This is a genomic window from Staphylococcus caprae (genome assembly GCF_003966625.1).
Classification (GTDB): Bacteria; Bacillota; Bacilli; order Staphylococcales; family Staphylococcaceae; genus Staphylococcus; species Staphylococcus caprae.
Map to the genome: position 1 here is coordinate 1,652,807 of NZ_AP018587.1, position 14,730 is coordinate 1,667,536.

Here is a 14,730-nt window from a genome sequence, read left to right on the forward strand (position 1 = left end):
TCTCGATTTTCTTATTAACTTAAATTCAGTATAACACACTTAAGAAAATCAAGTCCATTTAATGCTCACGCTTACTTCAAAATTTTTGCTTAATCTTCTAATTTGAATACTTGTGTTGCTTCTACAGCTTTTTTCCAGCCTTTATATAACTTAGTACGTTGTTCTTCTTCCATTTTTGGTTCAAACTCGGTTTCAAGTTTCCAACGTTCTCTGATATCTTCTTTATTGTCCCAGAATCCTACTGCTAATCCTGCTAAATAAGCAGCACCTAATGCTGTAGTCTCTTGAATTTCTGGTCTTTCAACTGCTGAATTTACGATATCAGCTTGGAATTGCATTAAGAAGTTATTTTTAACTGCGCCACCATCGACACGTAAGTTTTGAACTTCAATACCTGAGTCTTTAGACATTGCTTCCATAACATCACGAGTTTGATAGCATAGTGATTCTAATGTTGCGCGGATGAAATGTTCTTTTTCAGTACCACGTGTTAAACCAAAGAAGGCACCTCTTGCATCTGAATCCCAATATGGCGTACCTAAACCAACAAATGCTGGAACCATATAGACACCTTCAGTTGAATCTACACGTGAAGCATAATTTTCGGTTTGAGGTGCAGAATTGATCATTCTTAAACCATCACGCAACCATTGAATTGCTGAGCCTGAAACGAAGATTGAACCTTCAAGCGCATAATTGACTTTGCCATCAAGACCATATGCAATTGTTGTCAATAAACCACTTTCAGATTTAACCGCTTCTTCACCAGTATTCATTAACATGAATCCACCAGTGCCGTAAGTGTTTTTCACGTCACCGCGGTCGAAACAAGCTTGACCAAATAATGCTGCTTGTTGGTCACCTGCAATACCTGCAATAGGAACTTCTTGTCCAAAGAAGTGATAATCGATAGTTTTGGCGTAAATTTCACTAGATTCTTTAACTTCTGGAAGCATTTGTTTTGGAACATCTAAAATTTCTAATAGTTCATCGTCCCATTTTAAATCATGAATATTAAACATTAATGTACGACTTGCATTTGTATAATCAGTAATATGTGCTTCTTTACCAGATAATTTCCATACTAACCAAGAATCAATTGTTCCAAATAGTAAATCGCCATTTTCAGCTTTTTCTCTTGCACCGTCAACATGGTCAAGAATCCACTTCACTTTAGTACCTGCAAAGTATGGATCTAACAATAGACCAGTCTTATCTCTAAATGTTTCTTCGTATCCTTGGTCTTTCAATTCTGTACAAATATCTTGTGTTTGACGAGATTGCCATACGATTGCATGATAAATTGGACGTCCTGTATTCTTATCCCAAACAACAGTCGTTTCACGTTGATTTGTAATACCAATCCCTTCAATTTGGTTAGCTTGAATGTCATTTTCATTCATTACTTCAGCCATCACTGACAGCACAGAAGTCCAAATTTCATTTGCATCATGTTCTACCCAACCTGATTGTGGAAAATGTTGTTTAAACTCACGTTGAGAAACACCTTTAATTTCTCCATCTTTGTTGAAAAGAATCGCACGTGAACTTGTAGTTCCCTGATCGATTGATAAAATATATTTTTCCATAGGTTTTGACTCCTTTTGATGTAATTAATAATAAGTAATAAAGTAAAGTTGGTATTTAAAATTTCATTAAAAAAGTATCAACCATTACATCTATACACAAAATTGAGGTAATTTAATCCCGATATTTTAAAATTATCCTTCAATTATCCCTATCAATTAGTAAATAGATTCGATGTCACCTTTTTTAGAGGATTTATTAATAATTAATCCTAATACTAAAGTAATAACAACTAAGACGATTCCAACTGCACAACTCACGTTAAATGTTTGTTTATAAAACACTTCGTAAACCACAGCGCCCAGCATACCACCAGCAATTGGACCTAATACAGGCACAATAGCGTATGACCAGTTAGAATGACCTTTACCTGCGATAGGTAAAATAGCATGTGCAATACGAGGACCTAAATCTCGAGCAGGGTTAATCGCATAACCTGTAGGTCCCCCTAAACTTAAACCAATTGCTACAATTAAAGCACCTACAATAAGTGGATTTAATCCATCAGCAATTTTATTAACACCGATGAATAATATGCCTAAAGTTAGAGCCATTGTACCAATAATTTCACTTAAGAAGTTAGCAAAATAGTTTTTAATTCCAGGTGCTGTAGAGAACACGCCTAATTTGACTTCTGGCTCTTCAGTAGCTTTCCAATGTGGTAAATACATTAACCACACAAGTGCACCACCGACGATACCACCTAACATTTGGCAAACAATATAACCAGGAACTTGTGCCCAACTGAATCCGCCATCCATTGCAAGTGCAATTGTAACAGCTGGATTTAAATGTGCGCCAGAGAATTTACCTACGGCATATACGCCCATTGATACGGCTAGACCCCAACCTGCAGCGATTACAATCCAATCTGCATTGTTGCCAGCACTTCTTTTCAAATTAACGTTTGCACAAACGCCACCTCCGAAAAGAATTAAAATTGCAGTACCTAAAAATTCTGCTAAATATGCATTCATATCATTTCCTCCCAAAAAACAGAGAGACCCCTACGTTAGCGATATTAAGCTTGTAGAAATCTCCCAGTCTCTGTTCTATTATTAACTTTTAAACTTGATATAATTTTACTATCGACTTGTAAGCGTTGTCAATGACTTTGTAAAAAATTTGTCATAATTAGTATTTAGAATTATAAATATAGCTAGCATTTATTTATATCCTAGTAACTAAATTTTCGAGAAATTTATATTTTTGATTTTAAATTTTAAAGTAAAAAAAGAATGTGCGATATTTAAAATGAGTAGATCCTTTCAAATATCACACACTCTCACCTTTTTGGTTATTATCATTTACCAAAGTTTTTGATAGCTTGTGGTTACATATTTCGCACCACTTGAAACGGCTTCTTGTACTTCATTTTCATCATTAATTAAACCGCCTGCAATTACCGGTGTTGAAGTTTCTTTTTGAATTTGGTTCACTGCTTTACTTGCAATACCGGGTAACACTTCTACGAAATCAGGCTCAACTTTCTTGATTAATTCAATACTTCTCGTTAACGCCTGACTATCTATAATAAATACTCTAAAGATTGTTAAGGTATTTAGAGATTTGGCTTTTCTAATAACCTTTGTTTTAGTTGAAACAATACCTTTGGGCTTATATTGTTGAATGATATATTCACACGCAAATTCATCATGACTTAAACCTTTTATTAAATCAATATGAATATAGCATGCTATACCTTGACGTTTTAATAGTTCCATTATACTTTTCAAATGGCCAATGTGCATATCTAATAATACACAAGCTTTATAATCTGTCTTTGTTAATCTTTCAAGATCTCTCATATTTCTGATCGCTGGCAAAATATTTTCTTTCAAGATAGCAGCTCCTCTACATCACTCGTTTAAATAGTTTTTCGAGTTCATAATTTGAAAAATTGATAATAATCGGTCTGCCATGAGGACAAGTAAATGGATCTTCAGCTTCTCTAAGTTGATCAATTAAATCTGACATTTCATTATTTTTTAAGTAATGATTTGCTTTAATAGACTTTTTACAAGACATCATGATTGCAACTTCTTCTCGTATTTTTTTAACGTCTACTTTTTTATGTTCTAATACTAAATTAATCATATCTTTAATAATTTCTTCAGCATCGCCTTTAGGGAACCAGACAGGATAACTATTTACAATATAATCATGTCCGCCAAAGTGTTCTAGATGTACACCAACTCTATCTAATTCGTCTTGATATTGATCGATAATCATTTGCTCATCTTTTGAAAAATGGAACGTAAGCGGAATCAATAGATTTTGGACTTCATTGGTAACTTCGCCAATTTTCTCTCTAAAGTATTCGTACTTAATTCTTTCTTGTGCTGCGTGTTGGTCAATCATAAACATTCCATTTTCGTTTTGAGCAATGATATATGTGCCATGTACTTGTCCGACAACTTCCATATAAGGAACACGGCGATGAGGCGATTTACTTATAGTGCCTTTAATATCATCTTCTTTTGCAAATGATGAATCTAATTCATTGTATTGATCATTTTCAATTTCATTTAGAATATCTTTTTGATTTTGGAAGTAATTATCTTCACTCGTACGTTGTATATAGTGAGAGGAATCAGAATTAGAATTTTCTACATCAATCGTCGAATTGTCATATTCATATTTTTGGCCCGAATCTTCATTTACTACCGAATTATCGCTATCCGAACGATATCCATTTTCAGAAGATTGATATGATGAAGCTGATTGATTAGACGCACTAGAATTATTTCTTTTTTCAAAATCCATTTTCTGCTGTTCAAATGATTCAAGAACTTTATTCTTTTTAGGTGAACGGTCAAAATCATTTTGAGGAATTAATATTCTGTCTTTAAACGCCTCTCTAATTTTTTCTACAATTAGAGCAAATAGCTGTTCTTCTTTAGATAAACGTACTTCAAGTTTAGTAGGATGTACATTGACATCCACTAATATAGGGTCCATTTGAATATTAATGTAGCAAATCGGATATCTCCCAATTGTCAGTAACGTATGGTAACCCTCGATAATAGCTTTATTTAGCAAGAAATTTTTAATGTACCGACCATTGATAAAAATTGAAATATAATGCTTATTGCTTCTTGAATGTTCAGGTTTAGCTACGAAACCTTCAAGATGATAATCGCTTGTGTCTCCAGAAATGTGAACTAAGTCTTTAGCAACTTTCATACCGTAAATTTCTGCCATCACTTCATTTGTACGCCCTGATCCATTCGTGCTTATTAAAGTTTTACCATCTGACACTAAAGAAATTCTAATATCAGGATGACTCATCGCCATTCTATTTACTATATCTGTGATCTTTCCTAATTCGGTATATAGACTTTTAATGTATTTCAGACGTGCTGGCGTATTATAGAATAAAGATTCTACTAGAATATCTGTTCCTTTTTTAGCTTTAGCAGGCTTACTGTTAATAATTTCTCCATTCTCTGCATATACTTCGAAGCCATTTTCATTATCAGTACACGTTTTCAATGTAACTTTAGCCACTGAAGAAATACTTGCTAAAGCTTCGCCACGAAATCCTAATGTTCTGATATGAAATAAATCATCATCAGCATCTATTTTACTAGTTGCATGTCGATGGAAAACTAAGCCTAAATCATCTTGTTCAATACCAGTCCCATTATCTACTACTCTAATTGAAGCAACACCTGATTGTTCCACTTCAACATTAATTTCAGTAGATTCAGCATCTATGGCATTTTCTAACAATTCTTTAACTACAGAACTTGGTCTTTCCACGACTTCTCCAGCTGCGATTTTATTAGCCAAAGAGGTTTGTAGTTCTTTTATTTTTCCCATTGTTTACACCTACCTCTATCTTAATTGTTTCTGTAAATCACTTAATTTCACAAGTGCTTCTATAGGCGTCATATTGGATAAGTTTAAATTTTTAATTTCTAATTCAATTTCACTTTGTTGATCGTTATTTTCAAATAAATCAAATGAGGCTTGTTCAAAATCATTTTTAGAATTTATTGTTTTTTCGGCATTAATAGAATTATTACTTTCATTAGTAGAAAGACGACCTTCATGATTATCTTGAGATAATTCATTAGGCATGATTTGACCTGAAGGTTTTTGTTCAAATTCATCGAGTATAATTTGAGCTCTATTAATCACTTCTTCTGGTAAATCAGCAAGTTTCGCAACTTGAATACCGTAACTGTCATCTACCGCACCATCTTTAACTTTATGCAAGAAAATGAGTTCTCCCTTATATTCGTTAGCAGCCACGTGCACGTTCTTTAAACATGGAAGCATCTGATCTAAGGAGGTCAATTCGTGATAATGCGTTGAAAATAGTGTTTTAGCATGAGAAGTTTGAGCGACGTATTCAATCATGGCTTGAGCTAGAGCTAGCCCATCATATGTAGAAGTCCCTCTACCAATCTCATCAAAAATAATTAGACTATTCTCAGTAGCATAAGTTAAAGCCTTTTGCGCCTCTAACATTTCTACCATGAAGGTACTTTTACCTGATACTAAATCGTCTGCAGCACCAATCCTAGTGAAGATTTGATCAAATACAGGTAATACAGCAGAATCACATGGTACATAGGCACCCATTTGAGCCATGATACTAATAATAGCAACCTGTCTCATATACGTAGATTTTCCAGACATATTTGGCCCTGTAATAAGATAAATGAATGTGTCATTGTCTAGATTGCAATCATTTGGCACATAATCATTATGATCCATCACGCGCTCTACAACCGGATGTCTAGAGTTTTCTAATTTTAAAGTTTTATCATCACTAAACGAAGGTCGTACATAATTATATTTTTGAGCAATTTCTGCGAAACTTTGCAAACAATCTAATTCAGAAATAATTTTTGCTTGTTTTTGTAGTCTTTCAGTATACGTTTTAATATGTTCTCTTAATTTAACAAATAATTGATATTCTAATTCAATTGCTTTGTCTTCTGCTCCTAAAATAATGTCTTCTTTTTCTTTAAGTTCATCCGTTATAAATCGTTCGGCGTTGGACAATGTTTGTTTGCGATTATAACCAAATTCACTAGGTTCAAACCCTTGTAGATTTGCACGAGTAATTTCAATAAAGTATCCAAAAACTTTATTAAAACTAATTTTTAAAGACTTAATTCCTGTGCGAGCACGTTCTTTCGCTTGTAACTCTGCTAACCAAGTTTTACCATTCTTAGAAGCTTCTAAATACTCATCTAATTGCTCATTAAATCCAGTCTTAAATAGACCACCATCTTTGACTGAAATAGGTGGTTCTTCAACTAAACTTTCCTCTAAAAGTTCTAAAAGATCATCGAGGGGTTCTAATTCACTAAATTGTGATGTGGTCTGAGCATCTAATTCGTTGAGCAATGCTTTAATATTAGGAATTTCTGAAATCGAATGTTTGAGTTGTATCAAGTCTCTTGCATTCACATTACCATAACTGACTCTGCCGACTAATCGTTCAATGTCATAAACTTGATTTAAATAATTGCGTAGTGTATCTCTCTCAATAAAACGATTGATAAATTCCTCTACGATGTTCAATCTTTCGTTAATTTGATTTTTGTTAATTAAAGGTCGATCAACCCATTGCTTCAGTCGTCTTGCACCCATTGGCGTTTTTGTTTCATCCATTAACCAAAGTAATGTACCTTTTTTCGATTTAAGTCTAATGCTTTCAGTTAGCTCTAAATTTCGCTTAGCATAGAAATCCATTTTCATAAAATCAATTGCCGCGTATTCAGCTACTTCTTCAATATGTGATAAATCTCTTTTTTGAGTATGATGTATATAATCTAACAATAATTGTGTGGACTTGAACATTTGATTATGAGTTAACTTGTTAGTGTTATACTGCATTTCTGAAATATTCTCACGTACTGTAACTGTTTCAGTTGTCATGCTTATTTGACGTTTTAATTCTTCTGGCAATTCTTCATTTACAACTATCTCATTAGGATTAATTGTCGTAATTTCATTCAGTAATGTTGCTTCATCTTGAAAATGAGTAGCCTTAAGTTCTCCGGTAGAAACATCACAATAACTTAATGCATACACTTCATCTTTAACAAAACTTAGAATATAATTGTTTTGCTTTTCGTCCACGCCGCCTTGTTCCATCACTGTACCCGGCGTGACAATTCTAACAACTTCTCTTTTTACCATGCCTTTAGTCTGTTTAGGGTCTTCCATTTGTTCACATATTGCAACTTTATAACCATTGTTGATTAATGTCTCAATATAGCTATCAGCCGAATGATAAGGTACGCCACACATAGGGATAGGATTTTCTTTTTTAGCATCTCTCTTTGTTAAAGTAATTTCAAGAACTCTTGAAGCTTCTTTCGCATCTTCAAAGAACATTTCATAGAAATCGCCGAGTCTAAAAAATAATAAACAATCGTCATATTCAGATTTTATTTTTAAATATTGTTGCATCATTGGTGTTACATTAGCCATTTCTATTTTCACAACCCTTATTTATAAATATTTTTCTTATTTTAATTTTTTTTACATACGCTTTTAACTCATACATTTTAACATATATAAATACAACTCGCTTAACCAAAAAAGTGTATAAAAAAGTACGCTTTAACATGAGACAAAATTGTTTTAACCCCAATATTTAACCCCTCACTAATAAAGCGTACCTGTAAATAAATCATTTCTTATTAAATTTATCCAATAGACCACGTCTTTTCAAAACAATAAGTAATATATAACTTATTAAAGAACCTATAACACTTGAAACTATAAATGCTATCATTAATGGTCTAACTAAAAAGTTATCAAAATTCATAAACCATGCTAAAGGAATACACATTAAACTTCCTATTACTCCGGTTCCCAATACTTCTCCCACAGCTGCCATAAAGATATGTTTTCTATACATATAAAATAAACTAGAAAGGAATACCCCAATCATGCTTCCCGGGAATGCAAACACACTACCTGTGCCAAAACTCACTCTGAAAATTGAGGAAATAAATGCTTGAGCTAAGCCATACCATGGTCCAACAAAGACTGCACATAATACATTAATAAAATGTTGAACGGGTGCTGCTTTAATCGGTCCTAATGGTATTACGATAAGACTACTAAGTACTATATTAATAGCTATCAAAATTGCGGTTATAGTCAATTTCCTTACTTTCATAGCATTTACTCCTCATTTAGAATTTACTCTTTATGTTCTCGTTCATTATGTTCATTAAGTCGGTCTTCCATTGTTTTAATCATCATCTGTAGCAAATCATTGGCATCATATTGTGCTGACCTGAATTCTTCAACTATTGGCAATTGATTAATTTCATCTTCAATATGATGAATTTGATTCTCTGATTGCTGAAATGCGTTATCTTTACCATAATTTTGAAAATTAACGGATTGTTTTTGTTGCTTTTTAAGATTTTTCATCTTATTTTCAATTGTTTTATTATTATGGATTTGCTTTTCAATAGTTTGGTAATCTTTAACAATCTCCAAATTATTAATTCGATTTGCAAGGGTATCAGCATGTTTTAAGATATCCTCTTTTGAATACATACTATTGAACCACCATCTCACTTTGATGTTCTCCAACAAAAGTTCCATTTAATGAGTACTGTTTGGCTTCATCAATTTTCACATCAACAAGTTTTCCAATCATTTCTTTTGGAGCTTTAAAGTTTACTAGTTTATTCTTAGCAGTGTATCCAGCTAATACAGTATCATCTTTTTTACTTGAACCTTCACATAGTACTGTGACAATTTCACCTTCATATTGGCTCATTGCTTTTTGAGAGTACTCTCCAACTTTTTTATTTAATCTTTGTAGACGTTCCTTTTTAACTTCAGTTGGAACGTTATCTTTCATTTTTGCAGCTGGTGTACCGTCTCTTTGTGAATACAGATAAGTATATGCATGTTCAAATTCAACTTCATCATATAGTGATAATGTTTCTTCAAATTGTTCTTCTGTTTCATTTGGATAACCTACGATGATATCTGTGGTTAGAGCAATATCAGGAATAGCATTTTTTATTCTACTTACTAAGTCAAGATAACTTTCTCTAGTATATTTGCGTCCCATAATTTTTAAAACAGCGTTATTACCAGATTGAACTGGCAAGTGAATATGTGGAACGATATTACCACCATTAGCAATGACTTCAATCATCCGATCTGTAAAGTCCCAAGGATGGCTTGTAGTAAAACGTACTCTAGGAATATCAATTTTAGAGATGTCCTCTAATAAGTCACCCAAACCATAATCTAATCCTTCAATATCTTTACCATAAGAGTTAACGTTTTGTCCTAGTAAAGTGATTTCTTGATAACCTTCCCTAGCTAATTCTCTCACTTCATTAATAATATCTTCAGGACGACGACTACGTTCCTTACCTCTTGTAAATGGAACAATACAATATGTACAGAATTTATCGCAACCATACATGATATTCACCCAAGCTTTGATGCTACCTTCACGTACTTTAGGTAAGTTTTCAATTACATCGCCCTCTTTAGACCACACTTCAACTACCATAGCTTTTGATAGATAAGCTTCTTCTAAAATTTCAGGCAAATGATGAATATTATGTGTACCAAAAATCATATCTACATTTTGATAAGATTTCAAAATCTTATTCACTACGGATTCTTCTTGAGACATACAACCACAAACGCCAATTAGGCACTCAGGGCGTTCTTTTTTAAGATGTTTTAAATTCCCAATCTCACTAAACACTTTGTTTTCTGCATTTTCACGAATCGCACAAGTATTAATTAATATAACGTCAGCTTGATTAATATCTGAAGTCGCACTATAACCTAAAGCTTTCAATATCCCCGCCATGACTTCGGTATCATGTGCATTCATTTGGCAACCATACGTTTTAATTAAAAATGTTCGTCCGTTACCCATACCTTTATATTTTTCATCAATGTGGAAATCTCTGTTATATTGTACTTCTTGTTTCCCACGTTTCTTTGCTTCTTTCAAACTTGGCGGTTGATACACTTGTTCAAAGTATTTGCTATAGTCTTTTTCAGCTTTGCGATCACGTTCAGCTAAAATATTTATCGTACCAGCTTTTCTTTGTTCTTCATTCACTTTGAAAAATCCTTTCTATATGCCCATAATCATTATTTCATTATATTAAATTTAAGATTAAAGTGCAAAAAGACGCTGACATATGCTTTTGAAAAATTTTATAAAAAAAGAGCGCGAAATCAAACTTAAAAAAGATTAATTCCATGCTCTCGCCACAAATTTATTATATTTATTCATTTTCAATCTACTAATTGAAAAACTTTATTCTTGATCATATTTACCTGTTAACGTTTCTATCTCAATACCTTCAGGCACGTGATAGAATTTAACTTGACTAATAATACTTGGACATTCTAGTTCAACCATTCTTTCATTAAGTTTTTGAATTAAGATTAAACATTCGCTCATATCACCTTGAACTGTCGTTTCTAATGGTCCAACTCTATAATGCAAACCTGATTCATCAATAATTTTTATTGCTTCATCAACATATGGAATCACATCTTGGTTGTTAGGCGTTCGCGGAACAATTTGTACGCTCATCAATGTATCATTCATTATACAAACACTCCTCTTCGTTAAAATATTAATACAATCCTATTTTAACATGATGAAAGCAAGTATCATTTTTTATTAACTTTTCATTGTACTTGCTGAATTGCTTTAGAAGTTGCGTCAGCAAAATCATACATTAAATCTCCCCAATTATCACGATTTTCTCTACTTTTACGCGAACTTTTATGATTAACGAATAATGATTTTCTTAGTTCAGAAGTTAATTCTAATTGTACACCTGCATCATTTTTAGTTTGGTTTGTGATATTTCTATTTTGAGTCCCAGCCATTGTATGCGGCGCCCCTTCGACTTTAATACCTATATCTTGTAAAGTTTCACTTAAAATATCAATAAGTTGATAATCATCGCCACCTATATATACTACGCTCTCTTCACCCTTACATCCATGAACTGTTATTGCTCTTTCACTTTTTTTCACTAAATCTAAAGCTTGTTGGTTGTCATAATGGGTGGATGTGACATGTAATTCATTATTACCTTTACTACGGATACCTTTGAATGAAAAGTAATTATACCCACCTTTTTCAGCAATAACTTGAGCCAATTCAGTTGTACCAGGTTCAATTCCGCCCCCATGAATAGCTAATATTGAAACATCACTGTCTTTATCTTCAATTTCAATCTCCCAATCTTCATTTTCAATTGTCTTTTTTTCCAATATTTTCATTGATTTAAATTTGTCCATAGTAGCCTCCCTACAACAACTTTTACGTTATCCATTCCCCTAATTTTCAGTTTGAAAAGTGATTTACATAATCTAAACGCTTTTAATTGATTTTTTAAAATCTCAAAATTGGTGTAAAAAAACTGAGCGCACAAAAAGCACTCAGTTAACTTATAATTTATACGAATTGCGCAGTTAAATCATTAAATGTCTCTTCAGATATATGAATATCCTTTTTAGCGAGAGCTTCATCTTCTAATTCGTCAATTTGTGATTCATAAGATGGTGTTTCAGTATCTTGGTATACAATACCTTTAACTAATGATTCATGTTCTAAAACAGTTTTCATAGCTAATTGCTTATCTGATGTATCATAGTTCTCAATATCATCAATATTAGTTAAATGTTCTTTGAACCAATCATATGTGTTTACTTTGTTATACGTTACACATGGTGAAAAGACATTTACAAATGAAAATCCATCATGATTAATAGCATCTTCAATCAATTTCGTTAATGCTTTAATATCACTTGAGAAACCTTGTGCTACAAAAGTTGCTCCAGAGGACAACGCTAATTCAAGTGGTGCAACGTTTTTCTCAATATTTCCTTTAGGTGTAGTTTTAGTTACAAATCCTACTGCTGATGATGGTGATGTTTGTCCTTTAGTTAAACCATAAATTTGGTTATCCATAACGATGTAAGTCATATTCATGTTACGTCTTAATGCATGAATCGTATGTCCCATACCGATGGCATAGCCGTCGCCATCTCCGCCTGAAGCAATTACTGTTAAATCTTTATTAGCCATTTTAACGCCTTGGGCAAGAGGGAGTGCACGTCCATGAATTGCATGAACGCCATATGATTTAATATAACCTGATAACCTACCAGAACAACCTATACCAGTTATAATTGCAACCTCTTCTGGTTCTAGGCCTACATTGGCTGCAGCTTTTTGTATCGCAGCTTGTACTGAGAAATCACCACATCCTGGGCACCAATTTGGCTTAACATTGTTTCTAAAATCTTTAAATGTAGCCAATTAAACCAACTCCTTAATTTCCTTAACTATTTCTAAACCTTTTGTTTCAATTTCATGAGGTAAGAACGGTGTACCGTCATATTTAGTTTGATTAACTAATTTATCTTGTAATTGGATATTCATTTTTAAAATACTGGATAATTGTCCTTGGTAGTTATGCTCGGCTACAACTACTTTAGAGGCTTTATCAATAGATTGTTGAATCGTATCTTTAGGGAAAGGATGTAATTGTCTAATTTGTAAAGTATTCACTTTAATGCCTTGTTCTTCAAGACGTTCGGAACCTTCCATAATCGCTCCTTTACTAGAAATAAATCCAATATAAAGAATGTCGGCATGTTCATGTCTTTCATTTGATTCAACAGGTTTTTCGATAACTAGATTTTCAGTTTTACGCATACGTTTTTCCATTTGAGCTTGGCGATTAGAAGCCGCTTCACTAGGCTTACCTTCTTCATTGTGTTCAACCCCAGTTATATGGTGGATACCGCCTTTAACTCCTGGAATTGGACGAGGAGAAATACCGCTTCCAGTTAATGCGTATCTTCTGAAGTAACTCTTATCATCTTCCTCACGTTCAATATCAGACTGAAGTAATTCACCACGTTTAATTTCAATCTTATTGTAATCAAGCGCTTTAACAGTTTGTTTACCTAAAGAAAGTTGTAAGTCACTGAGAATAATAACAGGACATTGATATTCTTCAGCTAAATTAAACGCCTCTACAGTAAGATAAAATGCATCTTCAGCATCTGTAGGCGCAACAACTATTTTAGGAATATCACCATGTGTACCATAAATCATTTGCATTAAGTCAGATTGTTCTTGTTTAGTTGGTAGACCAGTTGAAGGACCTCCACGTTGTGTATTAACAATAACGAATGGTGTTTCAGTCATACCAGATAACCCTATTGATTCCATCATTAGTGATAATCCCGGACCAGAACTAGCAGTAAATCCTCTCACACCAGCATAATTGGAACCAATAGCCATTGTTGCAGCTGCAATTTCATCCTCTGTTTGTATGACAGTACCACCTACTTTAGGTAAATTAGCAATCATATACTCCATAATTTCAGACGCAGGTGTAATTGGATAAGCAGCCATAAATTTAGAGCCTGCTGAAATAGCACCTAAACCAATAGCATCATTTCCTACCATGTATAAATGAGGATTTTCATTATTTTCCTCTAGTTCAAAATCACCTTCAATAGCATTTAATTGCGCTTGCATTAAACGATATCCTTCATTTAATGCTTGGATATTCATTTCAACTACTTTTTCTCCTTTTTTAGAGAACATATTAGTAATTAATTCTTCAAAAGTTGAAGTATCTAAGTTCATCAATGCTGAAGTAGCACCTATAGCGACCATATTTTTCATGAGAGCTGTACCAAGTTCTTTTGCAGTACTCGTAAATGGTAAATCAATAAGTTGTGCTTTGCAGTCTTCCGGCTTTTCAGGTTTAGCTTTAGAATCAGCAATGATAATACTATCGTTTCTCATTTCATGATGATTGAGCTCAATCGTTTCTTGGTCAAATGCAACTAAAATATCTAAATCATCACTTATTGCATGAACAGGCGAAGTTGAAACTCTTATTTTATTATTCGTATGGCCACCTTTAATACGGCTTGAAAAGTGTCTATAACCGTATAAAAAGTATCCCTTTCTATTCATTGCGGTGGCAAAGATTTCACCAGTGGATTCGATCCCTTCACCTTGTTGTCCGCCCACTTTCCATGATATTTGTGATTTCATATCACATGCCTCCTGTGGTTATAATTCATAATTAATTTTAACAAAAGAAACCACCGTTTTACTAT

The 14,730-nt window shown here is 33.3% G+C and carries 12 protein-coding genes; all 12 read right to left on the minus strand.

What is annotated here, in order from left to right; translation table 11 throughout:
• Positions 1 to 89: 89 nt before the first annotated feature.
• Positions 90 to 1,589 carry a glycerol kinase GlpK gene (gene glpK, locus JMUB898_RS07885; RefSeq protein ID WP_002442632.1) on the minus strand — a complete coding sequence of 500 codons (1,500 nt, stop codon included), beginning with the start codon at positions 1,587 to 1,589 and terminating at the stop codon, positions 90 to 92.
• A gap of 156 nt (positions 1,590 to 1,745) precedes the next feature.
• Positions 1,746 to 2,564, minus strand: a complete 819-nt coding sequence (locus tag JMUB898_RS07890; RefSeq protein WP_037541420.1) for an MIP/aquaporin family protein — start codon at positions 2,562 to 2,564, stop codon at positions 1,746 to 1,748.
• Positions 2,565 to 2,894: 330 nt separating this feature from the next.
• Positions 2,895 to 3,428 carry a glycerol-3-phosphate responsive antiterminator gene (locus JMUB898_RS07895; RefSeq protein ID WP_037541419.1) on the minus strand — a complete coding sequence of 178 codons (534 nt, stop codon included), beginning with the start codon at positions 3,426 to 3,428 and terminating at the stop codon, positions 2,895 to 2,897.
• Between the two features lie 13 nt (positions 3,429 to 3,441).
• Positions 3,442 to 5,412, minus strand: a complete 1,971-nt coding sequence (gene mutL / locus JMUB898_RS07900) for a DNA mismatch repair endonuclease MutL (RefSeq protein ID WP_002442626.1) — start codon at positions 5,410 to 5,412, stop codon at positions 3,442 to 3,444.
• Positions 5,413 to 5,427: 15 nt separating this feature from the next.
• Positions 5,428 to 8,046, minus strand: coding sequence for a DNA mismatch repair protein MutS (mutS, locus tag JMUB898_RS07905; protein WP_037541418.1), 2,619 nt, complete (start codon positions 8,044 to 8,046; stop codon positions 5,428 to 5,430).
• Positions 8,047 to 8,248: 202 nt separating this feature from the next.
• The gene (thiW, locus tag JMUB898_RS07910; RefSeq protein ID WP_002442623.1) at positions 8,249 to 8,743 is read right to left on the minus strand and encodes an energy coupling factor transporter S component ThiW; all 495 of its coding nucleotides are present in this window, start codon (positions 8,741 to 8,743) and stop codon (positions 8,249 to 8,251) included.
• 23 nt (positions 8,744 to 8,766) lie between these two features.
• Positions 8,767 to 9,132: a YlbF/YmcA family competence regulator gene (locus JMUB898_RS07915; protein ID WP_002442622.1), complete on the minus strand. Its 366-nt coding sequence runs from the start codon at positions 9,130 to 9,132 to the stop codon at positions 8,767 to 8,769.
• Between the two features lies 1 nt (position 9,133).
• A complete protein-coding gene (gene miaB, locus JMUB898_RS07920) occupies positions 9,134 to 10,678 on the minus strand; it encodes a tRNA (N6-isopentenyl adenosine(37)-C2)-methylthiotransferase MiaB (protein ID WP_002442620.1) in 1,545 nt (514 codons plus the stop codon).
• A gap of 201 nt (positions 10,679 to 10,879) precedes the next feature.
• A complete protein-coding gene (locus tag JMUB898_RS07925; protein ID WP_002442618.1) occupies positions 10,880 to 11,176 on the minus strand; it encodes a thiamine-binding protein in 297 nt (98 codons plus the stop codon).
• A gap of 83 nt (positions 11,177 to 11,259) precedes the next feature.
• Positions 11,260 to 11,880: a poly-gamma-glutamate hydrolase family protein gene (locus tag JMUB898_RS07930; RefSeq protein WP_002442616.1), complete on the minus strand. Its 621-nt coding sequence runs from the start codon at positions 11,878 to 11,880 to the stop codon at positions 11,260 to 11,262.
• 157 nt (positions 11,881 to 12,037) lie between these two features.
• Positions 12,038 to 12,904, minus strand: a complete 867-nt coding sequence (locus JMUB898_RS07935) for a 2-oxoacid:ferredoxin oxidoreductase subunit beta (protein WP_002442615.1) — start codon at positions 12,902 to 12,904, stop codon at positions 12,038 to 12,040.
• Positions 12,905 to 14,665, minus strand: coding sequence for a 2-oxoacid:acceptor oxidoreductase subunit alpha (locus JMUB898_RS07940; RefSeq protein ID WP_002442613.1), 1,761 nt, complete (start codon positions 14,663 to 14,665; stop codon positions 12,905 to 12,907).
• Positions 14,666 to 14,730 lie beyond the last annotated feature (65 nt).